This window comes from Pseudomonadota bacterium (genome assembly GCA_018817425.1).
Lineage (GTDB): Bacteria > Desulfobacterota > Desulfobacteria > Desulfobacterales > RPRI01 > RPRI01.
Genome location: JAHITX010000131.1, coordinates 34,495 through 60,885, shown reverse-complemented (window position 1 = coordinate 60,885; position 26,391 = coordinate 34,495). Strand labels below are relative to the sequence as shown.

The following is a 26,391-nucleotide window of genomic DNA, read 5'->3' as shown; positions in this document are numbered from 1 at the left end:
GGACTTTTTGGCTCTTCGCTGTTTTGTGTGGGTAAACAGTTGCCGCAAGGCATTTATTAACCAAGGTTTTTAGACAGGATTAACAGGATGGACAGGATGTTGCCGACCGGCCGGAAGCCGGTCAGGCAATAAACCATCGCCTGCGGCGATGAGGGTAATCCGGTGGAGAAAGAAGACGTAACCAACAAAGTAATCGGCTGCGTGTTTCAGACCGCTCTTCTGGAGCGGTCTGACAAATCACATCCTGTTAATCATGTAAATCCTGTCAGATAAGGTTTTGTTGTGGCCCTATGTTTATCGAATTGCATCCAAGGGTGAGAGTCACCCACACGAAATAGCGAGGAACCGACTTTTTTACGAGTCCATCAGATTCTTAAGGCTTTGATAATCCGTTTTTCCGCTTCCAAGAACAGGGATCTTATCAAGTTTTATTACCTTTCTAACATTGTGCAAACCGGATAAACCGCTTTGGCGAATAATATTATTTACTTCTTCACGTTCAATATCTTTTGCGGTATAAAGTATTATTTCAGGATGATATTCTGAAGATGTAGCTCCAACAGCAAGCACAGGCCCTTCTTCGTTTTGATCCGATAAAGCGTTTAAAAGAACGCTCTCTATAGCGGGAAGTGAAACCATTTCTCCGCCAAGTTTTATAAAACGTTTTAATCTGCCACAAAATGTTAATATTTTGTACATATCTTCTTTTACAAGATCTCCGGTGTCAAAGAAATATTTGCCTTCAAATTCAACAAAAGGTGATTTGGCATCATCTGTCAAGTAACCTGCAAAAACATTCGGCCCTTTCACCAGAAGCAATCCCTGTTCATCTGCAAAAACTTTAGTTTTCTTTTCAGGATGAATTATAGCATATTCCATAGAAGGAAGTATTTTGCCGATTGTTCCAGGAGAAGGATTTTTATCGGAATTTACACTAACAACAGGAGAACATTCAGTAATACCATAGCCTTCACACATTACTGCTTTGGGGCAGGTTTTGTTGAAAAGATCATAAACATGATCAGGGCATTTTTCCGCACCGGTAAAAACAAGTCTTATGCTTGAAAGATCCTGCGCCTTGGCTGCATTTATTATTCCATTAATAAAAGTCGGAGTTCCCAAAAGTAAGGAAACTTTATATGCAGCTATCAGGCCTGCAATTGAAACAGCTTCAGTGGGATTTGGGTGATACACGGTTTTAAGCCCTGCACATAACGGCAGGATAATAGTGCCGGCAAGCCCCAGTGAATGAAAAGGTGGAAGCATTCCAAGCAGGCGATCATTTGAGAAAAAGTGTAAAACCGTGGAAAAATCTTTCAAATTACTTATAAAATTATTGTGTGAAAGCGGAACCGCTTTGGGTTTTGCTTCCGAGCCGCTTGTAAACAAAATAGCTGCCGTATCCGATATTATTACCTTTGAAAGAGACTTTAAGGAAATACTGCTTTTTATAAAAGCCGATGCTTTTTGAAATGTTGATATGTTTTTTGCTATGTTTTCAAGTTCTACCCAGTTAACATCTATTGAAGAATAATCCAAACCCTGATTTTTCAGTTTTTCAAGCAAAGCTTTAGCAGTAATAATGTTTTTTACAGATGCTGTATTTAAGCAATGCTGCATAAAAATAGTCCCTACCGTCCAGTTTATCATAACAGGTATTTTACCGCTAAACATTACAGCAAGAAAAACAATAGCAGCGCTTACGGATGCAGGAAGCATTATTCCGATAACATTTCCGGGCATTTTTTCCATCTCTGTTTTTAATAACATAACCGCAATTACAAGTTCACGATATGTTTTTGCACCGCTTATTTGATCGGATAAAATAATTTTCCCCGGATTTAAGCGTGCCTGTGACAGAAAAAGATCTGCTATGGATTCTCCGGCAGGAAGGGTAAGGGGCGCTTGTGACTTGTCTTTAAACCATCCGGATGGTACATGTTTTAATGTTTCCACCTTTTTTCCGATTATTTGACCACATGCGGCAAGATAACAATCTCCAACGGTTTTAAGAGCACCAACATCATCTATGGTAAAACCGAATTCGTTTTCTATCCATCCCATAAGCTCAACTATTTTCAGACTGTCTAATCCCAGATCGTTAGAAAGCCTGTCGTTGTCGTTTATCGATGAGATTCCTGTGATATCATTCAAATACTTTGTAACAATTTTTTTTGTTTCAGATGGAACCAGTGAAGGGTCACCGATAATCTTATTAACTTCTGGTTCGGGCAGCAGCTTTTGTTCTGTTTTTTCCCACCAGAAATATGGAACATAGGTATTATGCAAAGGATCAGCATTATAGTAATTTTCCAGATATTGATTTATTGTCAGCCTGTCGGCAAGCCTTGGGATATCATCCGGTTCTTTAAATTCAACAGTAACTTTTCTTTTGGGAATAAAAAATATCCCATTTGCAAAAACGCTAAGAATATATTTACTGATATAACTAAAAACAGCCGGGGCTTTTCCTCCTGCATAACTAAAACTGCTGCCCCATAATCCTTTTGTCCTGACAAGTACTATTTTTATATCGGGAATTTCTTTTAAAATGTGTTCAACAATTGCGTTTCCTCCCACATCTTCCAGATAGCTGCGGTAAATATGCCCTGAAGGATATATAAGCACATTATCACCGTTTTTAATGGCATCAACGATATCTTTCATGGCCAAACGTATCTGCCCGCTTTTGCTTCGATCACTTTTCTCCATATCGGGAATTATAACGGGTCTTAAGTGTTTCATGATTTGACGGACAACAGGTTTGCTGGTCTGGACTTCATCACCAAGCGGCCTTGGTTTAAATGATTTATGCAGTAATGACATAACAATCACGGGATCTATTAAGGCCGGATGGTTCGGCAAAAAAAGTATCCCTTTGCCGTTTGGATTATTTATCGCATCAAGACCTGTAACCTGTAGTGAATAACGCAGTTTTAGTAATTGTATTAAGATAAATCTTATAATTATTTCAAACATGATTTATTTCCTTACGTTTTCGTATCGCTAAGAAACAAAACGAAGCAATTACTGAAAAAATTCCCAAAACTCCTATATTTGCTGATGGGCTAAGGCAGTTGTCCATAAATATAAACACCTGTCCTGCTATAAGCATTGCAGAAAAAGAGCAGAAATTCGATACTGAAATTATTCTTCCCTTTGAATCCGGAGACGGGCGAATCTGGATAAAACTTGTTACCGGAATAAGAAAAACTCCTCCACAGGCACCGGTTATAAAAAGGAAAAGAAAAAGAAATATCTGTCTGACACTTTCCGGCATCATGGGCGTAGTAAATGTTAATATTAATCCTATGCCCAAACCAAGAGAAGATGGAAACAATACACTTGACCATGGTTTTTTGGCAACTATTCTTGCAGCCAAGAAAGATCCGGCGCAAATACCTATCATCAGAGAAACGGTAAGAAGACTTGTCATGGTCCGTGTAAGACCAAGCTGAATAAGGCCGAATGTATTGATATGCAGTACTGCCAGAAGACTTAAAAAATAAAAAAAAGCATCGCCGATAATAGCTAAGAATAGTGCCGGATCTTTACGTATTGCAAAAAATTCCAATATTGAGTCGAGAGGCCCTGTAAAAGGAAAAGATACCGAAGTTCCCACAGGTTCCCGCTTATTTACTCCAAAGCTTACCAAAACTCCCAATAAGGCTACCAGCAATATTACAGCAGCAACCAGCACCTGGCCTAAATCGGCACCCCCAAAATCCCCCTTTTTATCAAGCACTATACCGGCTAAAGATATTCCTGCCAAAATGGCTGCTGTGCTTACAAATTTTACAACTGCATTGGCATGGCCGACATATATTTCCGGATAAAGCTCAGGGATGGAGCCGTTTAATGCAGGCCCGAAAATGGCAGATTGAAGCCCCATAATAAATATCATTGCAAGTATGCAGTTCCAGTTTACGCTTATAATACCGTATGCTCCGATTATCATTGCTATCAGTTCAAGAAGTTTTGCGCCTATAATTACTTTGCGTTTAGAAAAACGGTCAGCCATCCATCCCGAATATGCCGAGAACAATATAAAAGGAAGAGAAAAAAGAATTGTCGCTTTTCCCTGCAATGCACTGTTTCCGGCAACAACAGCCATCAACATAGCTGCCTGCTTAAAAAAATTATCATTGAAAGCGCCTAAGAAATAGGCGGATGCCATAGCAATAAATTTTGATCTTCCCTGTTTTATCCTTGATATTACTTCCGGTTCATAATTCATTCTATCTATCCGGTTTAAGAGTAAGATTAATATTATCTGTATAGTTTATAAAAATATCTTTATACCATAAATATCCATCTGAATATATAAGTTTATTTCTTTATAGTTGACAGGTTTTTATTGAATTGGTAAAAATATATCCGTGTAAAAAAGAAAGGTTTGATAATTTGTCTTAGTCAAATAAAGTTGAAAGGAAGGTTAGCAGAATATGAAAATAAAGCCATTAGTGTTACTGATATCTATTGTGGGAATCGCAGCCCTGTTTCTTTCAGGATCTATATTTGCCGGTGCAACAATTCCGGATATATTAACCCTTGAAACAAAGGGTTGTGAGATGAAAAAGGCACCTGTTCATTTTTCACATAAGAAACATGCTGAAGAATATAAAGCCACTTGTGGTGATTGCCACCATGACGAAAAAGGTAAGCCGTTAGCCGATCTTAAGGCAACAGATAAGGTGCAAAGCTGTATAGAATGTCACAAGAAACCGGGAGAAAAACCAAAAGGAAAAGACGCTCCTAAGCTTTCAAAAAAAGAAGCGCTTGAATATAACGCAGAAGCATTTCACCAAAACTGTAAAGATTGCCATAAAGAATTCAACAAGAAAAACAAGACAAAAGCAGCACCTACTACCTGTACCAAATGCCATCCAAAGAAGTAAAAGAAAGTAAATCTGTTTTTATTGCAATTTTTCAAGAAGTTGTTTTGTAAATATTAAATAAGTTTTGCAGGGCCGGTTTCTTAATAAGAAAATCGGCCCTTTTTTGTATCAAATTATACCTCACTGTTTCTAATTTTATTCTCCAAATTACTTCAGGCCTAAGTTTGTCGTGTTTTGTCATTTTCAATATGCTTCGATATCAATGTTTTCTTTTGTTATTCGGTTTTCTCCCTGAATGTGTTTTTTGTTAAAAACACTATAGCACGGGTTTTAAAACCAATATTATTTGCTCTGTAATCAACCCTATATCGGGTAGTAACCTAATTTTTATTGTAAAATAAGTGATAATGAAAAATAGTTGACATTTTAAGGTGTGTACGATTAGTTACATATCAAGAAAGATATTATACTTGTATTTTAAAGATGATATGCCACAATAGAGGTTATAATGGAAAAACCGCTGACAACTCTGACAACTGAACAAATTCAAAAGGCAATGAAAGAAGATTCTTATATTTGTGATGATCAGCTCGCTTTTGTTATTTATCTTTCTCTTGCTATGGAAAAACCTTTGTTGCTTGAAGGTGAACCTGGTGTCGGCAAAACAGAAGTCGCTAAAGTTCTTTCCAATATTCTTGGTCGGAAACTTATCAGATTGCAGTGTTACGAAGGTCTTGATGCCACAAGCGCCATTAGTGAGTGGAATTATGCAAAACAGCTTTTGAAAATAAAGACCACGGATGTATGCGGGGTTTCATATCAGCTTGACGATATTTTTACAGAAGAATTTCTGATACCACGCCCATTGCTTATGGCGATCAGAAGTGAAGAAAAAGTGGTTCTTTTAATCGATGAAATTGACCGTGCCGATGAAGAATTTGAAGCATTTTTACTTGAGATCCTTTCTGATTTTCAAATCACAATACCCGAAATGGGAACTATAAAATCGGTAAGTAAACCAGTGGTTATAATAACATCAAACCAGGTACGTGAACTTCATGATGCCTTAAAACGTAGATGCCTGTATCATTATATTGACTATCCGACGCCTGACAGGGAAATTGAAATTATCAAAGCAAAAAATCCTGCGATAAACGATCATCTTGCCAGAAAAATATCCGCTATTATGGCTAAATTGAGGGATCAGGATTTCCATAAGCGCCCGGGTGTTGCTGAAACGCTGGACTGGTCTCAGGCACTTACCATTCTCGAAAAAGACGATATTGATGAAGAGCTTATGGATCTTACCTGCGGATGTTTATTTAAATTCAAAGAAGACGTCAGACGTTTTAAGGATATGAAAAGCGAGGTGTTGATCGGGTCTGACGCCCGTCTTGAGGGATGAAAATTGGCTCAACCTCCTATAGCATCTGTCAAAAAGGTCAAAAGGGAGTTTAGCGAGAAGGACTATAAACAACGCTCCCAGAACCTGATAAAAAGTATTCTTTCGTTTGCCAATCTTTTACGTCAAAATCGGGTTCCGGTTCATATGACAAAACAACTGGATTCAATGGCTGCCCTTAAATATGTCAATATCGAAAGCCGCTTTGAATTTTATATGGCTCTCAAATCAACAATGGTAGCCAGCCATAAATATCTTCCCATTTTTAATCAGCTTTTTGATAGTTTCTGGAAAACAGAAGATGATTTTCCCGATATGGGTTGCAATGATCCTGAAAATGATATTCACGGTGAATCTCCTGAAAATAAAAATACTGCAAAAAATGCCGATGATGAGAACGGAGAAGAAGAAGTTGCAGGAATAATAACAAAAGAAACAACGGAAGAAGATAATAATCTACCGTCTGAAGAAGAAGCGCTGCCCGGTTATTCTTTATCAACACCGTTTAAGGAGAAGGACTTTGAAGATGTTAAGCCTGAAGAGCTTTATCTTTACGACGAATTATTTAAATCTCTACGGATTAATATAAAGGAAAAAAAGGGGCGAAGATACAAATCCAGCAATAAAGGTAAAATCATAGATCTTCAGAAATCTATACGCCAGTCAAGACAAAAAGGCGGGGAAATAATTAATATTTTTAAAAAAGAAAAAAAGCCTAAACGCTCAAAACTGGTGCTTTTCGCTGATGTAAGCGGTTCGATGGATGTTTACAGTACCTTTTTGATTAAATTTATCTATGAATTGCAAAAGCACCTTAGGAATACAGAAACCTTTGTTTTCGGCGCACAACTAAAAAGGATAACCGATCTTATAAATTACCGGTCTGTAAAGGTTGCTCTTTCCATGCTTTCGAATAATGTTCTGTTCTGGTCAGGCGGAACTAATCTGGGCGGAAGTTTTGAGGAGTTCAATGATAGATATGGCGGAAAGCTTCGTAAGAAAAGCAGAATTCTGGTGATATTGAGCGACGGATGGGATAAGGGCGATATTGATCTCTTGAAAAAACAGATGTCGATTTTGAAAAAAGGCTTTAAAAAAATTATCTGGTTAAACCCCAACTTAAAATATGATAATTATGAACCACTTTGCATGGGTATGTCTGCTGCTATACCCTATGTTGATTATTTTCTTCCATGCCATAATTTAAAAACTCTGGAAGCTTTTATAGAACTTATAAAAAAAATATAATACGATGAAAATTTATTTTAGGGAATTTCTTTCAAATGGATGATGATTGCGGAAAAGGTTGTGTGATGCACAGGGAATTTAATGAAAACCCTGAAGAAAAAGTGTTTGCCAATGCTGCTGAGCTTATAAAAGATCATGCTGAAAACCCGCGCAATTTCGGTGATATGTGTGAAGGGCTTGCAGATGTTTTTGTTTCGGCAAAAGATCCGGCATGTGGTGACACGGTGGAACTCTGGATAATTGTTGAAGAAGGAAAAATCTTTGCCATGCGTTTTCAATCAAATGGGTGCAAAAGTACAGTTGCGGAATTGAGCATGATGACTACTCTTGTGATAGACAAAACCATTGAGGAAGCTAAGAAACTGACGGAAGAAGATATTCTGGCTCCATTTGAAGGATTGCTTGGAAAAGAACAGGGTTGTCCTCTTTCCAGTATTAAAATTCTACAGGCGGCTCTTGAGGAATATGAAAAGAATCATTAATTTTTATATTTTTGGAGATTGTTATGGATATTTTTGAGGAAATCGTAGCCGCAAAAAAGTCTAATATGCCGGTTGTGCTGGCTACTGTTATAGAATCGCTTGGTTCGGCACCACGCGAAGAGGGTGCCCGAATGCTTATCAAATCCGATGGATCAATAGTCGGAACAATCGGTGGCGGAGCTATAGAAAAGAAAATTATTGATGAAGCTATGTCTCTTATGGGTTCAAAAGCTTCCAGGTTTGTTCGCTATGAATTGAAAGATATCGGCATGATCTGCGGCGGGGGAATGAGCGTTTTTGTTGAATCTATAGTACAGCAGCCTAAATTTTATGTTTTTGGTGCAGGGCACATAGGCAATGTTTTAAGTCAGATTGTGAAAATGCTTGATTTTGACGTAACAGTTATCGATAACAGGCCCGATTTTGCAAATAAGGAAAAACTGCCCTGGACGGATAATGTTATTGCAGATGATTATGTAAAGGCAATTGAAAAACTGGCTTTTTCGGAAAATACTTATATGGTTATACTGACGCACAGGCATGCTCATGATTATGAGGTTTTAGAAAAGCTAATAGAAAAGCCATACAAGTATATCGGAATGATAGGAAGCCGTACAAAGGTGGCTCAAGCTTTTCAGCAATTGCGCGAAAAAGGAGTAAATGAGGATATTATAAAAAGCATACATTCACCTGTGGGCTTAAGTATAGGCGCAAATACTCCGGCAGAAATTGCCATTTCCATTGCAGCCCAAATTGTTGCTGTGAGAAACAGTGCAGATGACATATTAAGCAAAAAGCTGTAACCTCTAAAAGTGGCGGAATCCATGAATATAATTTTACAAATAAACGATCTTATTGCCAAAGCGGAAGTATTTTGTCTTGCAACCGTGATTTCTTCTTCTGATGGTCACATTGCTCCGGGTGTAAAGACTATTATCTATAAAGACGGCACAATGGAAGGGGGAATCGGGGACAAAGAAGCCGACGGATTAATCCTTGATATTGCCTTAAAAGCATATACGCAACAAGAAAAGAAGTTATTGGAGATTAAAGACGGACTGGTCGTCTTTTTTGATTTTATATCAACCAGTGCAAAACTTATTATCTGTGGTGCAGGTCATATAGCAATTCCTCTTGCACGGTTTGCACAAGAAGTAGGTTTTGCAGTTACAGTGATTGATGACCGCCCTGATTTTGCCAACCAGGCTCGTTTTCCCGGATGTGAGGTTATAGCCGATGATTTTATTACATCCCTTCGTAGTATTTCAATAAACAGCTCTTCTTTTGTTGTTATCATTACAAGAGGTCATGAACATGATGCAGAATGCCTTGCAGAAATTGTACTGCAACAAACAGCTTATATCGGCCTCATCGGAAGCCGCAGAAGAGTCGGTTTTGTTCTGGAAATGCTGGTGAAAAATGGAATACCAAAAGAGCGGCTTGCAGATGTCTGCACTCCGATAGGAATTCCAATCGGAGCCGAATCACCGGAAGAAATTGCTCTTTCAATAACAGCTGAGCTTGTTTGTGTGCGCCGCAAGGGCGTAGGCCAGGCTAAGGCTTTAAGTGATGCCGTAAGAGGTATGAAATGACCGATAAGGAAATATTTGAACAATTGGCACAATTTCAAAAACAAAATATACCGGTATGCCTTGCAACTATTGTTAAGGCAGCTGGGTCAACGCCGCGCGAGGTTGGTGCAAAAATGCTCATCTGCGTGGATGGCAAAACTTATGGGTCAATCGGTGGCGGATGTGGTGAGAATCAGGTTCGCAGTGCATCTCTTCGCTGCCTTCTTACCGAAAAGAAACCGGCGCTTATAGAAGCAGATCTCACCGATGATCTTGGAACAAAAGGCGGAGATGTTTGCGGCGGTAAAATGCTGATTTTTGTTGAACCGTTTTTATAATAATGTAGCTGATGGATATTCTTAAAGCGCTTGATATAGATCTAAATGAAAGAGAACTTATCTGCTTTGTGGGAGGAGGCGGGAAAACTACCACCATGTTTGCCATAGCACAAGCACTCAAATCCTTAAATAAAAAGGTGCTTGTCACCACTTCCACACATATTTTCTATCCCGACCCGGTAAAAGAAAAATACGATAACATAATAATAAATAATTCAGAAGAAATCGGTATTTTTAATGGTATTGATAAAAGTACAGTCACCGTTTTTGGCTCTGACGTTGTAGATATTGCCAATGGGAGAAAACTCTCAGGACCAAACAAAGAATTTATAGAAAATCTTTTCAAAAAATTAAAGTTTGATTACATACTGGTAGAATGTGATGGCTCCAAAAGAAAACCTATTAAAGCCCCTGCCGATTATGAACCTGTAGTGCCTAACAATGCTACAAAAACCATAGGCGTTATAGGTCTTGATGCAATAGGCAATCCAATTGATGAAGAACATGTGCATCGAAATGAGCTTTTTTGTGATGTAGCAAAACGATCTCCGGGAGAAAGACTTGACGAAGAAGCAGTGGTTAACCTGATATTATCTTCTGCCGGACTTTTCAAAGGAGTGCCTAATGGAAGCGAAAGGTATATTTTGTTAAATAAAGCAGATGATGCTCAAAGAAGAAAATATGCAAAAAGCATTTCAGCCAGGTTGAAAGAAAAGAAGTTTCTTCCTAAATGCATCATTGCGGCAATGGCTGATAACAGATTGTATACATAAGCTGGAGAGTGGAAATGGTTTCAGGCATTATTCTGGCATCAGGGTTTTCAAAGCGGATGAAAAAAGAAAAACTGCTGTTGCCTTTATCAGGTATTCCTATGGTAGAATATATAATAAGAGCCGCGAAAGCATCTCATCTTGATGAAGTAATACTTATCTATAGAAATACGGGCATAAAAGATATTGGAATTAAATATCTGGATAAAATTGTATATAATGATCATGCTGACCAAGGGCAAAGCGCAGCAGTAAAACTTGGGGTCAGTGCATCGCATAAAGAAACGGATGCTTATATGTTTTTAGTAGGTGACCAGCCATTCTTAAGGGAAACAATAATTAATATCCTGATAGATAATTTTAAAAAAACCCCGAGTAATATTGTAGTTCCGGTTTATAACGGCAAAAAGGGAAGTCCGGTTATTTTTCCGGCAAGATATAAACAAGAACTTCTTGCTTTGTCTGGAGATACCGGTGGAAGAATTATAATTGAAGAGCACAAAAAAAAACTTAATCTGGTTGAAATCGAAAACACTGAAGCCGGAATTGATATTGATACCCAAAACGAATATGAAAAAATAATAAGATAAGATATTGCAGCATATAATATATAAATAACACAAGGAGGTAAAATATGGAACAGATTGTCGGCAAATTACAGGAATGGGCAGTTCTGTATGGCCTGAAAGTAATTTTAGCGATTGTTATTCTGGCCTTGGGTCGTATCATTGCCGGTTCAGTAAGGTCTATGCTGAAAAAACTTCTTCGTAAACATAAAGTGGAAGAAACTGTTGTTTCATTTGTTTCCAGTCTGGCTTATGTTTCCTTGCTGACCTTTGTTGTGGTGGCAGCTCTTGGCAAGCTTGGCATCCAGACAACTTCTTTTATCGCCATACTTGGTGCAGCCGGTTTAGCCATTGCGCTGTCTCTTCAAGGTTCATTGTCCAATTTTGCAGCTGGCGTACTTATGATCATTTTAAAGCCCTTCAAAGTAGGAGATTATATCGAGGCGGGAGGAACTTCTGGTACCGTAGAAATTATCGGAGTTTTTTCAACCGAGCTTAAGTCTCCGGATAATAAAAAGATCATAGTGCCAAACTCAAAGGCGATAGGCGATAATATCATCAACCACACTGCAAAGGCACAGCGTCGTGTCGATATAGTAGTAGGGGTTAGCTATAGTGATGATTTGGATAAAGTTAGAAAGGTGCTGCAACAAATTATCGAAGAAGACAATAGATTTCTTAAAGACCCAGCACCGGCTATTGTTGTGTTGGCACTTGCCGACAGCAGTATTAATTTTGGAGTCAGAGCTTGGGTGAATACAGCAGATTACTGGAATACCTTTTTTGCTACACAGGAGAAAATCAAGAAACGTTTTGATACCGAAGGAATTACTATTCCATTCCAGCAGCAAGACATTCATATCCACAAAACGGAATAGTTTAATAGCAGGCTTCTTATTTTCTTAAAGGTTTTTGAAAACATTATAGCATTTCTCATACCTCCATGATCGCTTTTTCAATAGGGGTATTATTTTGAGAAATGCTATAATTTCTTATTTCAAAAACTTGATCCTGCCATTAATACTTATTTGAAATTCTAAAGATAAAACGCATTCCCCCATACACCGGAAGATTAATCGCTACAATATTTATAGCAAGAATACAAATCAGATACTGCCATGAAGGCAGGTTTGCCAGACCGGCAAATACAGTTTTTTCAAGCCCGGGCCATAATGCATGGGCGCAATTCACATTAGCGGCAGGAGGGAGAAAGTAGTAACTGATTAATATAAGGATACCAAAAAGTACCCCCGATCCTATCCATGAATTCTTTGAAATTCCACCTTTTTTGTAGGCCACAAAAAGCAAAACGGGAACCGCATAGAAATGATTGGCAACCTGAAGCCATAACCAGATATCGGCATTTAGAAGATAGTAGGTTGTGCCGAATGGAAATTTGCCTGCAATCAGCCAGACCAAGGTTTCAAAAACCCAAAACAAATGATGAATAAAAAGGCTGATAAGAGAGACTGAAATCAGCATCCGGCTGTTTTTCAGAATGCCAATGCCTCCTAAAAGTGATGCAATATGAGAAATCCAGAATAATTCTTCAGGAGATTGTTTTATAATACAATAAACGATACTGTAAATAAAATGACCAACCAGCGACCATCCCAATAAAGGATATAGCCACGGACTGGTTTTATGTTTAAAATTACTTACAACCATCAGCGATTTCTGCCAAGCACATTATGTACACATACCGGAATAACGGTTCCGTCTTTCTGGGGGTAGCCATTACAACAACGTCTTGCCCTTGAAAGATCGAATGTGTCCACATCCTGAAATGAATGTATGAAAATGGATTTTATTTTTCTTTCACTGACTTTAAATACTTTTTGCGGATTAAAACCTGATTCCGGAATACTGCTGATGTGACGCAACAATTCCCGGATCGCATTTAATGCTTTTTTGGATTCGGGATTACTTGCCGCAGGTCCTGACCAGAGTTCATAAATACTTTTTTTGATCTGTTCATGAGAATCTTCATCAAGACCGAAAATGCCCTGGTTGGCAATAATATCCAGCCAGGCAGGGACATCCATCAGGTGGTTAATCGATACATACCCACCTTCGTCAAGCATAAGATAAAAGGCAAGTGAAAAACAGGCCGGGTGGGAACAGGGCAGGGGGGTAAAATCATCAACTTGCACCTGGCCGGTATTTCCTAATAACTGAATTATCTCAGGCAGTGTAAGCCGCTTTTCGGGAACCGCAAGATCTCTTGCGCGTCCTTCATATACCATGGGCTGGATCATCAGGCTGATAATATTATCGGTTGAAAACAACAAGTTTATCATATCGTGCAATGCGTGTTCATTTAAATCCCGCATAGCGGTCATGGTGAGGCTTGTTGAAATATCAGCAGATATGAGGCGATCAAGAATCATTTGTTTTTCTTTGACTAGTGGCAGGCCTCTAAGCTTTTGGTAAATATCATCATCAAATCCGTCAAATTGAAGAGAAATAACCACATCGCGCGCCTTTAGTTGTGAAAGAAGCTCCGGCTTTTTAAGAAGATGCAATCCGTTTGTTGAAATACTTACACGAACTATTTCCGGGCGGTTTAAAGCATTATCAATAATGGCCAAAAGGTCAGGATGAATGAGCGGTTCACCTCCGGATAAATTCAAGACATCAATCTGTTTTTCCGCTTTAATAAGATGATCTATTATGTTAGAAAATTCTTCAACAGACAGTTGCTCATTACTGCCCGCATCCACCAGACATATAGGACAATTCAGATTGCAGTTTTGTGTGATTTCAATAATCGGCAGGCAGAGATGTTGTTCATGACGTTCACAAAAACCACACCCTTTTGGGCATGGCATTTCAGCGTTTCCATAACTTTTTACAGGTTGAGAAGCTGGTTTGACATAATGAAGCGTTTTTATATAGTCATTAACATCCGCTCTTACAAATACCTTGTTAATACCATGAACCGGACAGAGCTTTTCAAAATAAAGGTCATTGTTTATATTAAGAAGTTTTGTAGGCACCAATTCCCTGCAGACCGGACAGGTGGATTGAGTAATACCAAGTAGTTTATGTGCTGACATAAAAGTTTTCATCCTGTTGGCGGTAAAAAAGATTATAAGTACAGGCTGGAATAAGTTTTCCGTCTTCACATGGAACCTGATCCGGACATAGAACAGTTCTGGAACAGTCAAATGTGTCTTCATCCATATGCGAATGTATACAAATTATACGTACGGCTGATTCCGTCTTTTCCCTGCGTTCGGAAAGGCTCAACGGTTTGCCTGCCGGAAATATTTCTTTTACGAATTGCTTAAATACGGGCAGTATATCCGTCCGGTTTTGGGCATACAGACGATTTACTATATCTGTAAAAAAGTCCTGATCATCTTTAACCCGCAGCAAATAAGAATCTTTTAGCATGTCATGTTGTTCGGCAGTACTTAATACATTTGAAAACGGTAAAAACAAAGTATCCAGTTTGAACAGATAACACAGAGAATAGCATAACGGATGGGCGGAAGGTCTGGAAATGAAATCACCGGGTTTTATTTCACCTTCAATCCCGTTACATAAAAGCTGAGTTGCGACATCAACAGGAATATGCCTTGAGCGCTGAAAGTTCCCGCCACCTTGTCCGGTATAGGTCATGGTTTGAATTGTAAGGCTTAATATGTGATCATTGTTTCTTATGAGATCAATAAGTTTGGGCAGTTGGTCTTCGTTTTCATCCTGAATAAGGACATTTAATAACGTCATCCTTACACCGGCTTTTTTTAAATTATCAATCGCTTTAAGTTTGGTTTCAACAAGGTCTGTTCCATGAATCCGGATGCTTGATTCGGAAGAAAAAGTATTAAATGACAATATAACATATACACCAAGCTCAGCCAGCCGGTCACAGAAAGATTGATCTTTTGCTAAAGTAATACCATTGCTGTTAAGAGTGACACGACCAATTTCCGGCCGTTTGCATATCCTTATTATATCGAAAATATCAGGATGAAGCGTGGGTTCTCCGCCGGTAATATTAAACAGATCGCATTCGCCGCTTTGTTCAATCACATTGTCTACACGATGCCTCATTTCTTCAAGGGAAATATTATAAATTTTATCCGAGCGGTTATAAGTAAAACATATCGGGCAGCGAAGATTACAGGCATTGGTTACTGATATAACCGGCAGTTGACAAGGTGTTGCATGCCAGCTGCATGGGCCGCAGTCATGAGGGCATCCCTTTCTGCTGCTTTTTTCATTGCCGGAAGATATTAACGGTGAATGATCATGCCTTGGTTCGCTTATTCTTTCAAGGTACCAGTTTACATCACCTGCAATCAACGCAGAATCATCTGTGCCGCATGTATGACAAAGCCGTTGTTGCCAGACTTTATTGTCTTTAAACACAATACGAGCCGGAATAATTTTTTTGCATTGACGGCACATGCCGCGAACAGTTGAAAAATATGTATAGTTGCGATCAAAAAGTCTGGACACAAATCTCCTCTAACATCATCATGTAAATTTTTGGGTCATAAAACATCTCTAATTTAACAGGTTCTAATGTAAAAGCACCTTCGGAAATAATTTGTTTACCGGTTTTAATAAGATATTTGAAACTGTTACTGCCATTGGTTTCGGGCATTGTAGTTATTTGGCATTCGAGTATATCGCCGGGAGCTGTTTGTGCTTTATATTTTACATAGTCAATTGTTTTAAGCAGGCCAATATATTCAAATTGACTTGATACCGCCATAAGAAAAGCAGCAGATTCCACTGCAAGTTGTAAAATCAGCAATTCAGGAAATTCTCCTTTTCTGCCCCAGCGCTTTAAAAGAGAAAACTCCTCAAATGAAATGGCCTTTCGGGTGCTTATGGATGTATTTTCGCAATATCGGATAATACTGTCAACCAAACGGAATTTCATTTACTTTCCTTTTACTATAATCCGCCATCTACAATAATTTCCTGAGCATTTATATAGCTTGCATCTTCGCTTGATAAAAAATAGATAACAGAAGCGACTTCGCTCATTTTACCAGGCCTTCCTGCAGTACAATGTTTTAAATATTCCTCTTTTCTTTTTTCCGGGACCATACTACTGACACCGGATTCCAGCATACCAGGCGTTACCATATTCACGCGAATTTTATACCGGGCAAGTTCTTTTGCCAGTGAAACTGTAAAACCGAATACTGCTGCTTTTGTTGTAGCATAATGTACCGGAACTTCAAGGAGTCGTTTTCCGGCAATAGATCCGATATTAATAATTACGCCTTTTTTGGCGGCTATCATGCCTCTTGCGACTGCCTTGGTTGTCAGAAACATGGATTTCAGATTAGCATTAATAATATAATCCCAGTCTTCTTCTTCAATCAGAGCAAAAGGCATAACCTGAGTTGCACCGGCATTGTTTATCAGAATATCTATAGCAGGGACTTGTTTTTCAATTTGCTCTATCATCTGTGCTACCTGGTCCGGCTTGGTTAAATCCGCCTGAATAGGAGTAGCCCCAGTCTTTTCGGCAATTTTTCCGGCGTTTTTGCTATTTTGATGAAATGTAAAAAAAACCCGATCATTTGCCTCAGTATAACGTGCTACCAGCACCTGGCCCAATTCACCGCTTCCACCAGTGATCAAAACAGTTCTATTCATTTGTTTTCTCCAATGTACTTTCAACCAGATTTATCATGGTTGAAACTCTGAATCTTTTCGGAAAATCCTGAATGGTAAGGCCATTTTGGAGTTCTTCTTCCGGGATTTCCGTCATGTATTTTCGAATTAAGGTAATAGCTTCTTTAGTATATACGCCTTCTACTTCAAGCGGGATATCTCCAAGTTCTTTTTGAATCTGTTTTTCGAATTTACGGGCAGAAAGCTTGATCTTAAAGTATTGTTCAAGCTGAAAAATCAGATCCAGTAAATCCAGCGAATCCGCACCAAGATCATCAATCAATTTGGATGATTCATGTATGTCAGCGCGATTGATATCTACTACTTCGACCAGACAATCTTTTATACCATTTAATATATCTTCTCTTGTCATCATCTACCTAATCTATAATTGTTAATATATGTTGAATATCATTTCGGCCGGGTGGCAGCGGGTTTTCATCCGGGTATCCTAGCGCGATAAGACACACCAGTTCTCTTTTATCCGAAATGTTTAAAATCTGTTTGACTTCATTTTCAGCCGCAAGAAATCCGGAATATACACATGTGCCCAATCCTTTATCGTGTGATGCCAAAAGAAGATTTTGCACAGCCATACAAGCGGATGCGTAGCTTCCTGTAATTTTAGCTGCGTTTTCATCATATCGTTTAATTAAAAACCGCGGTGGTTTTTTAATATCTACCATGATTAAAACAGGTGCGCTTACAAAAGAAATAAAATTACCTGCATATGTTTTTATAGGATCATCAATTCCGGATTCTCCATCACCAGACTGTGACCATTTCTTTTCCACCACAGAAGAAATTTGTTGTTTTACTTTATGAGAGCGGATGATGGTAAATCGCCAATCCTGACGGTTCATGGCATTTGGCGCCATAACGGCATATTCAATAAGTTCAAACAACAATTCTTTTGCCGGTATTTTTTCTAAAAAGCGGTGTACACTTCTTCGGTCTTTTATGGCCTTTAACAAATCCATTATAAGCTATATCCTCCGTCAATCCGAATAACCTGGCCTGTAATATAAGAACAGGCATCGGAGCACAAAAAACACACCAGTTCGGCAACCTCAACCGGTAATCCAAAACGGCGAAGGGCAATTTTTTTAAGAATTTCTTCTCCGTATTCATTGCGAACCCGCTGTGTCATTTTAGTTTCAATACAGCCTGGAGCAATACAATTAACAAGAACTCCCTTACGGCCAAGTTCGAGAGCCATTACACGTGTCATTGATTCAAGTCCTGATTTTGAAGCGGCATAATTAATCTGACCCCGACCTCCTCTTGTTGCAGCTATGGAAGAAATGTTTACAATTCTTCCATAGCGGTTTGTTATCATATATTTTGCAACACTGCGGCATAAATAAAAAGCCCCGGTCAAATTAACATCAACTACATTTTTCCATTCATCATCATTCATTCCAAGCGCAGGCTGTTCTATATTAACAGAAGCGCAGTTTATCATTATATCCAGGCGCTTTTCTTTTTCAAAAATCAATTCACACAACTGATCCGTCTGGTCTGAATTTTTTATATCCAGAGAATGCAAGCTGCATGATGAAAGTGTTTTTGCAAACTCTTCGGCACGCGACTTATTTTTATGTGCTGTAAGATGAAGTTTTATATTCATATGTGACAGTTTTTCTGCTATGGCCTGTCCGATATCGCTGCTTACCCCCACAACAAGTGCAACTTTTTGATTATTTTGGGTCTTATTAATTGCCATGTTTTGCATTACCTAAAATTATTGCGGCATTTTGTCCGCCGAATCCGAAAGAATTTTTTAAAATATTAGTGCCGTTAAATTCTCTCGGGCTGTTCACAATATGATCCAGTTCACATCCATCTCCGGTTTTTTGTAATGATCCATTGGGATGTAGTATATGTTGAACAAAACCCTGAATACATGCGGCTGTTTCAATTGCCCCGGCGGCACCGATAAGATGTCCGACAAGAGATTTGGTAGATATAACAGGAATGCTTTTCCATTTATCTCCAAAAATTCTGCGTAACATAGTGGCTTCCACCTTATCGTTTTGATAAGTCCCTGTACCATGCGCGCTGACAGCATCAATTTCATTTGCTTTAATATTTGCATCATTTAAAGCATTTCGAACAGCTTGTTCTCCGCCGGTTCCTTCCGGATCAGGAGCGCTTAAATTATAAGCATCTAAAGATGTGCCATACCCTTTAATTTCCGCATAAATGAATTTATTCATTTTTAATGCCTGATCTAAAGGTTCTATCACAAACATGGCGGCGCCTTCTCCTATAACGGTTCCGCTTCTGGCGGCATCAAAAGGTCTGCACGCACGCGCTCCAAGGTCACTATTTGTATTCAATGCCCCCAGTAATTGAAAGCCTCCGATACCTAATGGATTGATCATGGAGTCAAATCCACCGCATAGAGCCATATCATAAGAACCGTCCCTGATACGCCGAAACGCATGCCCGATTGCCTGAGTGGATGCTGCACAAGCACTTACATTTGTAATTTTTAATCCGGGAACACCATATACTGCTTCAATCAGTTCACATGCAATATCTAATGGCATCTGAAGTGGCCGTGCACCATCTTTTAAACTTCTTTGTAAAATATCTTTAAGCTGCGTACTTTTGTTTTGAATAATCTTTTGAAGGTCGATTGTTTCAAGTGATGTCCCTATATGTAAAAGTGCTTTGGGGTTAAGATTTATTATTCCGGCATCTTTCATAGCCTGATCGGCGGCATTTAATGCAAAAGATATTTTAACATCTTCTTTAAATATTTTATCATATTCACTGAAGCCTGGTATTTGATGTTTAATTTCGCCTGCAAGGTGTACTTCAAATTTACTACTGTCAAAACGTGATATTTTTGATATGCCGGATACATCCTTGGAAATAGAAGACCAGAAAATATCAATTCCAACGCCAAAAGGCGAAACGCATCCGATACCTGTAATAACAACCCTTCTTTTCATTTATTTATCTCAAGCGAAAATTCAAATCGGGTCCCGTGCGTACCGATCATCTGCCGATTATTAGTAATACCCATCGCGGCCCCTGCAAGAAAAAGAGCAGGCGCTGCAGCAAATGTTCTGCCAATAACCGCTGAAAGTGGATCATATACTTTTTGGGCAGAACAGATTACTTCAATATTTTTTACAATGCCATAGATTTTTCTGTGGTGTTTTATAGCGGTTTCGTCAGATTCAAGTACAAGATATGCTCCGGCAGATGAAGGATAGCTGTTTTCTCCCAAAATATTTTGTTGTTTTAAATAAGCAACGGTTGGCGGGGAAGAGGGAGTATCTGCGGCGCCGACCAGCACGCAATCGGCTTCACCTTCTTTGACTGCTTTGTAACCTTCAAGTATCGCGCAGGCAGCCTGATCCTCCCATGGATTAAATATCATGTTGGGACCTTTTACGCCTAGTATTAAAGACAGGATGCAGGGTGGAATATTCGGAAGTATTTTAAATGAGTTTAACGGATTAAGAGACGGCAATCCCTTTTCTCCGAACAAAATTTCTGAGAAATTGCCATCTTCATCCATACATTCTTCAAGCATTTCCCTGCTTTCGCTTATATTTGCAGCAGTAAGTCCGGTTGCTGAGAAAATTCCTATGCGATGTGGCGCAAACCGTTCTGTGATACAAGCCTCATCGGCAGCTTCTTTACCGGCAAGACAGCCAATAAGAGCGGCTGTAGACATAAATTTGATGTGTTTACGATTAAACTGTTTTGATGCATCCTTAAAATCGGCAACAGAGCCAACACCATAATTTTCTAATTGTGTGCCGTGAAATTCAGATAAGGGTTCGAGATGAACAGGCTTCTTTTTTTGAAGAGATGAATAAAAAATATTTTTCCCTATTCCAAAAGGAGAAACAATACCAATTCCTGTAATTGCAACTTCAGGCATTATTTTCACCCAGAAGAAAAGCAAGCATTTCACTTCGCCTTTTATCAAGATATGAATTTTCAATTTCACGAAAAGAAAAAACCAGGCGGGCATCGCCGATTTGTTTACCACTTCTTGTGATCCGGCCTTTTATTTTTCCACCTATTTCATTGATAGATTCAATATCGACTTCATATACAAGGCAATCGCCCGGTTTAACAAAATCGCGAAATTTGGCTTTTTCAATCAGAGAAAGTAGTGCTTTCACATTTCGGCCTTCATTATTTCGAACCGTTTCTTCAAGAAGCAACCCGGCTACCTCAGCGAGCCCTTCTAAAATAAGAACACCCGGCATGACAGGTTTTAAAGGGAAATGGTCATCAAAGAAATCTTCGCTTAAACTTATATTTTTTGTTGCTTTTGCATACTTGCCGGGTTTCCAGTCTGTAATCCGGTCAATGAGTATAAATCGCATTTTTCTCCTGTAAGACAATTTTCGGTATTATTTACCTGGTCTTTGAAAAAATGATCGTCTGAAAGTCCACAGCACAAACAATATACTTAGTATAAAACAAAATTCGGTTATTTCTTCCCAGAAATCCATCCAAAATAATGAATCATCATAACAATGAAACAAAACAAACCGAAAGATAGCAAAAGACATTGTGCCTATTGCTGCGGCAAAAACAAGTTTTGCAGTATGCACGGCATTTTTATTTTTCCATAATATAAAGGTAGCAGCCAACATTAAAATAGATGCCACAACAGGTAAATACTGCATTTCAAACAACTGATAAATGACCGGATGGCTGTAATTGTAAGCAATATCCACAATAATCGTGTTATAAGAAACCATTTTTAATTTAGCGCAAACAGGCATCAGAGCTATACCGGAAAAGGCAATTCCTGTAAATATTAATACTCTTTGCAAACCGCAGGTAACATCGTCATATTTTATGCATTTGCGGCATAATCCGGTCAGTGAGCAGGATTTTTTTTGATCGGAATAATGGAGCAGATATTTATCTATACCTTCAAAAAGACCGTATAGAAAAAAACCAAAACCAAGAAGCATACCGACAATATGCAGGTATTCAAACAAATAGGAATCATGATTAAAAAAAATATAATTAGCAGCACAACTGTTTTCTCCATTAAAGAAGAAAAACATGGAGTATTTGATTGCGCGCAGTTCGGGTTCGGTCTTCTTCCAAAGGATAACAATAATTATAAATGATAAAAGCGTATACAAAGGTTTGATAACAATACCGTTAAACACGGCAACCCATTGTAAAACAATTGGTGTGGTCTTAAACGGAATAGGGATTTGTTTTCCCGAAGCAGCTATAAAATCGCAGTCTGATTTTTGACAAATACTTCCAGCGGCGGCAATCCATGCCTGCATCCCACCTTTTATATTAAATGCTTTTATATCAAGTTTTCTTAATTTTCGAGTAATATCAATACTGGCAAGGCCGTTCTCACAAATTATATAAACTCTTTTGGATTTCAGATTTGTTATCTGCCCGTTTGAGAGATCTTTTTGTGAAAAAGCATCATATGGCATGTTTTGAGCCGATTGTATATGGGCTTTGTCAAAATCAATACTATCTCTTACATCAAGAACAGTAATGCTTCCCGGATCTGATTGCAGCTTTTTTATAACTTCTTGTGCGGATATGGTTGGAACATTGGAAAAAATATAATATAATGCCGGTGGAATAATTAAGGCGATTGAGATAAACAGGATAAAAACAGTTTTTGCAAATCGGGTCATGGCGTATTTACCTTATGCAAATGAGCAAATAAAAGAGTGAATGATATATTAAAATATTTTTATCATAAATGGTTTAACTATACCGATAAATGGCATCCTTTTTTATCCGTCTATTATCTTACATATGCATGCGATTTTCGCTGTCCATATTGCAGCGATGGTTCAAAGCGTCCTTACTATGCCCTGCCTGCAGAGGTACTTCCGGGAAAATCCGTAATCTCTCTTATTGAAAAAATACGCTCGCATTGTGATTACCTTGTTATTACCGGTGGCGAACCTCTTAACCATCCGGATTTCGAATATATCATGCAAAGAATCGGAAAACTTCGTTTCAAACAAATAGTACTTACAACAAATGGTTATGATTTAGATATTTATTTGTCAGTTATAACAGCAAACATTCATTCACTGGTAATCAGCCTTGATGCGCTTGACCATACCAAAGCTGATGCCTGGTACGGTATTGGAAAAGGCTCATTGAAAAAAATTATTTCAAATATAAATCTGGCGGCTAATCAACCCGGCCGGAAATATGAAATGCTTATTTCCAGCGTTGTTACTCCTGAAAACATTAATGATCTATATGATGTTTATCATTTTGCAAAACAAAATAACTGTACTTTTGCTGCCTGCCCGCAACTTGTTGGCGTAAAAGCGCATGCGTCACTAACCGATAACCCCGACTATAAACAATTTTATGACTTTCTTATAGCCGAAAAGCAAAAGGGCGGTCCGGTTTACGGCTCTTTGCTTTATCTTGAATATATGAAAAATTTTAACAAATTTACCTGTTATCCTTTTACTATGCTGGTTGTATCTCCCACTGGAGATGTATTTTATCCCTGCCTTGAAATCGGAAATCTTGCCGAAAACCTTTTGGAAAATAACTATTTACACCAAATCAGATTAAATGCCAAGAACAAGTTTGGCTCTCAGCCCGATTGCGGCAGGCAATGCCATTCTGCATGCGCTCTTGGCTTTTCCCTTATACTTACTTACCCTTTTTCAATATTTAATGAATTGTATTTGATGCTTAAACAAAAATTAAAAACGCTGTCCTAATTTAACTTCTCTTGTCATCTGATAATAATCAAAAAGATTGGCCAGCCGCTGTTTTCCATACAAAATTGTTTCTATAGACCCGCGGCAGCTTGTCCAGCAATTGTTGCATGTGTTCGTTTTATGCATTTTGGTAAGATTATGCAAGATGGTTGACATATTGTCCGTAAAAATATTTCCTGCAGATTCATCCAGTCTGTCTATACAAAGCGATATGCTACCTTGTGAATCAATATTGATAAGATTCTTACCGGTAAAGCATAATGGTTTGTCATTGTTCCCGTTTCCCTTGGAAATACCGGTCAGGTAATCTCTTAGTGCCACAAAGTGCCGATATTTGTTATGAAGCGATACCAAATGATCACTGATTGTTTTCTCATTTTCTACCGGTTTAAAATTACCCCTATTGTTTGAATAGTAAGAAATAAGATAAGTCACTCCGATATCCTTGCAAAGGTGAATCAATGGTTCAATATCTTCTATATTATCATCTCCTACAGTTGTAATCATATGTATGCGCTGATAGGGATGTGTTCTGTTTTTGTTTAATATGTAAAGTGCTTCTACCGCCCTGTCAAATGCTCCTTCTTTACCGCGCATCTTGTCATGTTTTTTTGGATCGGCATAGTCCACAGAAACACTGATTTCATAAAGACCTGCCTTAAAAAGATCTTGTGCAATATCTTTTGTAACATACCATCCGTTTGTTATCATTACCCCGAAATTATCTTTTGAAAGTACTCTTGCAATTTCGATAACTTCAGGATGCAAAAGGGGTTCGCCACCACCGATGGAAATTACCTGAGGGCCTATGTCTTTTAATTTTTCCGTAATTATTTTTACCTGAGAAAGGGATAACAGAGGCTTTTGGGTATGCGGTGTCTTCCAGAAATCACAAATATTGCATTTGAAATTGCATTGATACAAAATCTGCAAATTCACATGAATTATTCTTTTTCTTATAAATGAAAGAGCATATTTGATTTTTTTACTGTGTTCATTAAATAAGGTTCGTGCCATAGATTTAAGCTAAAAGCCATATGCCGGGTTTTTAATGTCAAATTCCATATCTGAAAAGCAATTGTTAATTTTAATGTCTGAATAGTAGTACATTTCCAAAAGCTCATTATCCCATCCATATACTTCAATTTTTATCGGCAGCATCAGTTGCTTATCTAAATAAATATATATGATATGACCGTAATAGCATTGTTTCCTGGGGAAAACTGCTTTAATTAAATATGTTTGGCGACCATCTAATATATATTCTTTCTTTATTTCAATAGATACTTCCTTATTTGTTTTGGCTTTGTTGTAATTATTTTCAATCAGATCAATTATATGACTAAAATCTGATTCAAAAACAGTGTGGCGGTTGTACTTCATATAAAACCAGCCTCCGGGATCTAATGAAAGATTAATAAATCCAAGAAATTTGCCAAGATGTATTTTTAATTTGTTTTCGTATTTGCCATGAACATAGATTGCTTCAGCGCCTTCTCCTACTCCTTCTGTATACTTATAATAGTATGACGCAGGCTTTTTGAACTTGAAAATAATATATTTTTCTTCAACCAGTTCATCTTTAAGCCGCTCTTTTTTGTGAAACATACAGGAAAAATCTGATACTTTGCTATAGCTTTGCCTGCACTGTTTTATGAAAAGATCCAAATCAGCTGAATAAGCCTGTGCAGCATATGATGATAAAAAAACAAATACTACTCCAACCTTAAGCGTATATTTGTATTTTCCGATAAGATTGCCGCAAATTTTATTTATCATCTTCTTACTCTTTGCCTGCCTCATTATCTTACAGGACAAACTTCTTTGGTTGCTGTAGAAACGGGATGATAATCTATGGTAGATTTCTTTTTAATCAACTACCTATCACTTTAGTTCTTGGACAGATGAAATGTAAATAATAAAATATCGGACATATCATTATTTTCATAGTTCAGACCGGGGTTTGATTTATAATAAAAGATTGTCTTTCTATTAAGCTGTTTGACCGCCATCAACAACAATAGTTGTCCCTGTCATAAACCCTGAATCATCTGAAGCCAGAAACAAAGCCACCTTTGCAATATCTTCCGGAAGGCCATAGCGTCCCATGGGTATTTGTTTCACCATCATATCAACAAGGTTTTGATCAGAAAATATATGCTCTGTTCCCGGTGTCCGGATCACCCCCGGAGAAATTGTATTCACACGGATTCCATGTGACGCAACCTCAATAGATAGCTGTCTGCTAAAAGCAATTACGCCTCCTTTTGTTGCGGCATGGGATACTGAATTTCCATGAGCTGCTACCATCCCGGCAATAGAAGCGGTATTGATGACGGAGCTTCCTTTGGATTTGACCATCAGAGGAAGTGCTGCTTTTGTTATTACGAAGATCAAATTTAGCTCATTTTTGATAGTAAAGTCCCAATCTTCAAAAGACATTTCCATCATCGGAGCGAAGCGGGCAGCACTGGCATTGTTATAGAGCACATCAAGCCGGCCATAGGTCTTTTCCGTCAATGCTACTAGCCGTTTGGCGTGTTCAGCGTTTGTAAGGTCAATAGGCTCCAGTGAAACCATCTCACCACCAGCTTCCCGAATTATGCGGACCGTTTCCTTATTGTCTTCCACTTTTAAATCACAGCCAACGACCTTAGCACCTTCCTTTGCAAACAGGATTGCTGCAGCCTTTCCCTGACCACCGCCTGTTCCGGTTATAAGTACTACCTTATTTTCTAATCGTCCTGCCATATTAATATCTCCTGATTGATATTATTAAATTTTAATTCAATTTTAAACTACCAC

At 38.3% G+C, this 26,391-nt stretch carries 28 protein-coding genes; 11 read left to right on the top strand and 17 right to left on the bottom strand.

The genetic code is table 11. The features are described from left to right. Positions 1 to 354: 354 nt before the first annotated feature. The gene (locus KKC46_22070; GenBank protein ID MBU1056490.1) at positions 355 to 2,979 is read right to left on the bottom strand and encodes an AMP-binding protein; all 2,625 of its coding nucleotides are present in this window, start codon (positions 2,977 to 2,979) and stop codon (positions 355 to 357) included. Continuing rightward, positions 2,972 to 4,237, bottom strand: coding sequence for an MFS transporter (locus KKC46_22065; GenBank protein ID MBU1056489.1), 1,266 nt, complete (start codon positions 4,235 to 4,237; stop codon positions 2,972 to 2,974). Before KKC46_22065 ends, KKC46_22070 begins: the two co-directional genes overlap by 8 nt. A 208-nt stretch (positions 4,238 to 4,445) precedes the next feature. On the opposite strand from KKC46_22065, the gene KKC46_22060 reads away from it, so the two are divergent. From KKC46_22060 to KKC46_22015, 10 genes are all read left to right on the top strand, one after another. Further along, positions 4,446 to 4,898 carry a cytochrome c family protein gene (locus tag KKC46_22060; protein ID MBU1056488.1) on the top strand — a complete coding sequence of 151 codons (453 nt, stop codon included), beginning with the start codon at positions 4,446 to 4,448 and terminating at the stop codon, positions 4,896 to 4,898. A gap of 448 nt (positions 4,899 to 5,346) precedes the next feature. Beyond that, a complete protein-coding gene (locus KKC46_22055) occupies positions 5,347 to 6,243 on the top strand; it encodes a MoxR family ATPase (GenBank protein MBU1056487.1) in 897 nt (298 codons plus the stop codon). Positions 6,244 to 6,246: 3 nt separating this feature from the next. Beyond that, a complete protein-coding gene (locus tag KKC46_22050; GenBank protein MBU1056486.1) occupies positions 6,247 to 7,488 on the top strand; it encodes a VWA domain-containing protein in 1,242 nt (413 codons plus the stop codon). A gap of 35 nt (positions 7,489 to 7,523) precedes the next feature. Beyond that, positions 7,524 to 7,970 (top strand): iron-sulfur cluster assembly scaffold protein, encoded by a 447-nt coding sequence (locus tag KKC46_22045; protein ID MBU1056485.1) that lies wholly within the window; start codon positions 7,524 to 7,526, stop codon positions 7,968 to 7,970. A gap of 23 nt (positions 7,971 to 7,993) precedes the next feature. Then, positions 7,994 to 8,773: a xanthine dehydrogenase accessory protein XdhC gene (xdhC, locus tag KKC46_22040; protein ID MBU1056484.1), complete on the top strand. Its 780-nt coding sequence runs from the start codon at positions 7,994 to 7,996 to the stop codon at positions 8,771 to 8,773. A gap of 21 nt (positions 8,774 to 8,794) precedes the next feature. After that, complete coding sequence (locus tag KKC46_22035; protein ID MBU1056483.1) at positions 8,795 to 9,562, top strand: XdhC family protein; 768 nt, start codon at positions 8,795 to 8,797, stop codon at positions 9,560 to 9,562. Beyond that, complete coding sequence (locus KKC46_22030; GenBank protein MBU1056482.1) at positions 9,559 to 9,879, top strand: XdhC family protein; 321 nt, start codon at positions 9,559 to 9,561, stop codon at positions 9,877 to 9,879. Before KKC46_22035 ends, KKC46_22030 begins: the two co-directional genes overlap by 4 nt. 11 nt (positions 9,880 to 9,890) lie before the next feature. Then, on the top strand, positions 9,891 to 10,652 hold the full coding sequence (gene yqeC, locus KKC46_22025) for a putative selenium-dependent hydroxylase accessory protein YqeC (protein ID MBU1056481.1): 762 nt from the start codon (positions 9,891 to 9,893) through the stop codon (positions 10,650 to 10,652). A gap of 14 nt (positions 10,653 to 10,666) precedes the next feature. Beyond that, the gene (mocA, locus tag KKC46_22020; GenBank protein ID MBU1056480.1) at positions 10,667 to 11,239 is read left to right on the top strand and encodes a molybdenum cofactor cytidylyltransferase; all 573 of its coding nucleotides are present in this window, start codon (positions 10,667 to 10,669) and stop codon (positions 11,237 to 11,239) included. Between the two features lie 44 nt (positions 11,240 to 11,283). Further along, positions 11,284 to 12,093, top strand: a complete 810-nt coding sequence (locus KKC46_22015) for a mechanosensitive ion channel (protein ID MBU1056479.1) — start codon at positions 11,284 to 11,286, stop codon at positions 12,091 to 12,093. Positions 12,094 to 12,232: 139 nt separating this feature from the next. Here KKC46_22015 and KKC46_22010 read toward each other — a convergent pair whose 3' ends face one another. The 12 genes from KKC46_22010 to KKC46_21955 are packed head-to-tail and all read right to left on the bottom strand — an operon-like array spanning position 12,233 to position 22,524. Then, positions 12,233 to 12,883, bottom strand: a complete 651-nt coding sequence (locus tag KKC46_22010; protein ID MBU1056478.1) for a hypothetical protein — start codon at positions 12,881 to 12,883, stop codon at positions 12,233 to 12,235. Further along, a complete protein-coding gene (locus tag KKC46_22005) occupies positions 12,883 to 14,274 on the bottom strand; it encodes a radical SAM protein (GenBank protein MBU1056477.1) in 1,392 nt (463 codons plus the stop codon). The genes KKC46_22010 and KKC46_22005 overlap by 1 nt, the downstream gene beginning before the upstream one ends. Continuing rightward, on the bottom strand, positions 14,261 to 15,685 hold the full coding sequence (locus KKC46_22000) for a radical SAM protein (protein MBU1056476.1): 1,425 nt from the start codon (positions 15,683 to 15,685) through the stop codon (positions 14,261 to 14,263). The genes KKC46_22005 and KKC46_22000 overlap by 14 nt, the downstream gene beginning before the upstream one ends. Further along, positions 15,669 to 16,115, bottom strand: a complete 447-nt coding sequence (locus KKC46_21995) for a hypothetical protein (protein MBU1056475.1) — start codon at positions 16,113 to 16,115, stop codon at positions 15,669 to 15,671. The genes KKC46_22000 and KKC46_21995 overlap by 17 nt, the downstream gene beginning before the upstream one ends. 14 nt (positions 16,116 to 16,129) lie before the next feature. Then, positions 16,130 to 16,843: an SDR family oxidoreductase gene (locus KKC46_21990; GenBank protein ID MBU1056474.1), complete on the bottom strand. Its 714-nt coding sequence runs from the start codon at positions 16,841 to 16,843 to the stop codon at positions 16,130 to 16,132. Continuing rightward, entirely contained in the window at positions 16,836 to 17,237 is a 402-nt protein-coding gene (locus KKC46_21985) for a hypothetical protein (GenBank protein ID MBU1056473.1), read from the bottom strand. Before KKC46_21985 ends, KKC46_21990 begins: the two co-directional genes overlap by 8 nt. A gap of 4 nt (positions 17,238 to 17,241) precedes the next feature. Beyond that, complete coding sequence (locus KKC46_21980; GenBank protein MBU1056472.1) at positions 17,242 to 17,841, bottom strand: nitroreductase family protein; 600 nt, start codon at positions 17,839 to 17,841, stop codon at positions 17,242 to 17,244. Further along, positions 17,841 to 18,587, bottom strand: a complete 747-nt coding sequence (locus KKC46_21975; protein MBU1056471.1) for an SDR family oxidoreductase — start codon at positions 18,585 to 18,587, stop codon at positions 17,841 to 17,843. Before KKC46_21975 ends, KKC46_21980 begins: the two co-directional genes overlap by 1 nt. Next, the gene (locus KKC46_21970; GenBank protein MBU1056470.1) at positions 18,577 to 19,824 is read right to left on the bottom strand and encodes a beta-ketoacyl-[acyl-carrier-protein] synthase family protein; all 1,248 of its coding nucleotides are present in this window, start codon (positions 19,822 to 19,824) and stop codon (positions 18,577 to 18,579) included. The genes KKC46_21975 and KKC46_21970 overlap by 11 nt, the downstream gene beginning before the upstream one ends. Continuing rightward, positions 19,821 to 20,768, bottom strand: a complete 948-nt coding sequence (locus tag KKC46_21965; GenBank protein ID MBU1056469.1) for a hypothetical protein — start codon at positions 20,766 to 20,768, stop codon at positions 19,821 to 19,823. Before KKC46_21965 ends, KKC46_21970 begins: the two co-directional genes overlap by 4 nt. Then, positions 20,761 to 21,222: a beta-hydroxyacyl-ACP dehydratase gene (locus KKC46_21960; GenBank protein ID MBU1056468.1), complete on the bottom strand. Its 462-nt coding sequence runs from the start codon at positions 21,220 to 21,222 to the stop codon at positions 20,761 to 20,763. The genes KKC46_21965 and KKC46_21960 overlap by 8 nt, the downstream gene beginning before the upstream one ends. A gap of 27 nt (positions 21,223 to 21,249) precedes the next feature. Then, positions 21,250 to 22,524: a rhodanese-like domain-containing protein gene (locus KKC46_21955; protein MBU1056467.1), complete on the bottom strand. Its 1,275-nt coding sequence runs from the start codon at positions 22,522 to 22,524 to the stop codon at positions 21,250 to 21,252. 36 nt (positions 22,525 to 22,560) lie between these two features. Between KKC46_21955 and KKC46_21950 the strand changes: the two genes are divergently transcribed. After that, a complete protein-coding gene (locus KKC46_21950) occupies positions 22,561 to 23,586 on the top strand; it encodes a radical SAM protein (GenBank protein MBU1056466.1) in 1,026 nt (341 codons plus the stop codon). Here KKC46_21950 and KKC46_21945 read toward each other — a convergent pair. From KKC46_21945 to KKC46_21935, 3 genes are all read right to left on the bottom strand, one after another. Continuing rightward, positions 23,569 to 24,603 carry a radical SAM protein gene (locus KKC46_21945; protein ID MBU1056465.1) on the bottom strand — a complete coding sequence of 345 codons (1,035 nt, stop codon included), beginning with the start codon at positions 24,601 to 24,603 and terminating at the stop codon, positions 23,569 to 23,571. The genes KKC46_21950 and KKC46_21945 overlap by 18 nt on opposite strands. Positions 24,604 to 24,612: 9 nt before the next feature. After that, the gene (locus tag KKC46_21940; protein MBU1056464.1) at positions 24,613 to 25,365 is read right to left on the bottom strand and encodes a DUF1571 domain-containing protein; all 753 of its coding nucleotides are present in this window, start codon (positions 25,363 to 25,365) and stop codon (positions 24,613 to 24,615) included. Between the two features lie 213 nt (positions 25,366 to 25,578). Continuing rightward, the gene (locus KKC46_21935) at positions 25,579 to 26,337 is read right to left on the bottom strand and encodes an SDR family oxidoreductase (GenBank protein MBU1056463.1); all 759 of its coding nucleotides are present in this window, start codon (positions 26,335 to 26,337) and stop codon (positions 25,579 to 25,581) included. Between the last annotated feature and the right edge of the window lie 54 nt (positions 26,338 to 26,391).

Bases quoted from the DNA above. Each gene is read 5' to 3' on its own strand.
- KKC46_22015 (MBU1056479.1), top strand. From the start codon at position 11,284: ATGGAACAGATTGTCGGCAAATTACAGGAATGGGCAGTTCTGTATGGC.
- KKC46_21995 (MBU1056475.1), bottom strand. From the start codon at position 16,115: ATGAAATTCCGTTTGGTTGACAGTATTATCCGATATTGCGAAAATACA.
- KKC46_22065 (MBU1056489.1), bottom strand. From the start codon at position 4,237: ATGAATTATGAACCGGAAGTAATATCAAGGATAAAACAGGGAAGATCA.
- KKC46_21965 (MBU1056469.1), bottom strand. From the start codon at position 20,768: ATGCCTGAAGTTGCAATTACAGGAATTGGTATTGTTTCTCCTTTTGGA.
- KKC46_22060 (MBU1056488.1), top strand. From the start codon at position 4,446: ATGAAAATAAAGCCATTAGTGTTACTGATATCTATTGTGGGAATCGCA.
- KKC46_22005 (MBU1056477.1), bottom strand. From the start codon at position 14,274: ATGTCAGCACATAAACTACTTGGTATTACTCAATCCACCTGTCCGGTC.
- KKC46_21960 (MBU1056468.1), bottom strand. From the start codon at position 21,222: ATGCGATTTATACTCATTGACCGGATTACAGACTGGAAACCCGGCAAG.
- KKC46_21955 (MBU1056467.1), bottom strand. From the start codon at position 22,524: ATGACCCGATTTGCAAAAACTGTTTTTATCCTGTTTATCTCAATCGCC.
- KKC46_22035 (MBU1056483.1), top strand. From the start codon at position 8,795: ATGAATATAATTTTACAAATAAACGATCTTATTGCCAAAGCGGAAGTA.
- KKC46_21945 (MBU1056465.1), bottom strand. From the start codon at position 24,603: ATGGCACGAACCTTATTTAATGAACACAGTAAAAAAATCAAATATGCT.
- xdhC (MBU1056484.1), top strand. From the start codon at position 7,994: ATGGATATTTTTGAGGAAATCGTAGCCGCAAAAAAGTCTAATATGCCG.
- KKC46_21940 (MBU1056464.1), bottom strand. From the start codon at position 25,365: ATGATAAATAAAATTTGCGGCAATCTTATCGGAAAATACAAATATACG.
- KKC46_22030 (MBU1056482.1), top strand. From the start codon at position 9,559: ATGACCGATAAGGAAATATTTGAACAATTGGCACAATTTCAAAAACAA.
- yqeC (MBU1056481.1), top strand. From the start codon at position 9,891: ATGGATATTCTTAAAGCGCTTGATATAGATCTAAATGAAAGAGAACTT.
- KKC46_21970 (MBU1056470.1), bottom strand. From the start codon at position 19,824: ATGAAAAGAAGGGTTGTTATTACAGGTATCGGATGCGTTTCGCCTTTT.
- KKC46_21975 (MBU1056471.1), bottom strand. From the start codon at position 18,587: ATGGCAATTAATAAGACCCAAAATAATCAAAAAGTTGCACTTGTTGTG.
- KKC46_22010 (MBU1056478.1), bottom strand. From the start codon at position 12,883: ATGGTTGTAAGTAATTTTAAACATAAAACCAGTCCGTGGCTATATCCT.
- mocA (MBU1056480.1), top strand. From the start codon at position 10,667: ATGGTTTCAGGCATTATTCTGGCATCAGGGTTTTCAAAGCGGATGAAA.
- KKC46_21990 (MBU1056474.1), bottom strand. From the start codon at position 16,843: ATGAATAGAACTGTTTTGATCACTGGTGGAAGCGGTGAATTGGGCCAG.
- KKC46_21935 (MBU1056463.1), bottom strand. From the start codon at position 26,337: ATGGCAGGACGATTAGAAAATAAGGTAGTACTTATAACCGGAACAGGC.
- KKC46_22070 (MBU1056490.1), bottom strand. From the start codon at position 2,979: ATGTTTGAAATAATTATAAGATTTATCTTAATACAATTACTAAAACTG.
- KKC46_22045 (MBU1056485.1), top strand. From the start codon at position 7,524: ATGGATGATGATTGCGGAAAAGGTTGTGTGATGCACAGGGAATTTAAT.
- KKC46_21985 (MBU1056473.1), bottom strand. From the start codon at position 17,237: ATGATGACAAGAGAAGATATATTAAATGGTATAAAAGATTGTCTGGTC.
- KKC46_22055 (MBU1056487.1), top strand. From the start codon at position 5,347: ATGGAAAAACCGCTGACAACTCTGACAACTGAACAAATTCAAAAGGCA.
- KKC46_21980 (MBU1056472.1), bottom strand. From the start codon at position 17,841: ATGGATTTGTTAAAGGCCATAAAAGACCGAAGAAGTGTACACCGCTTT.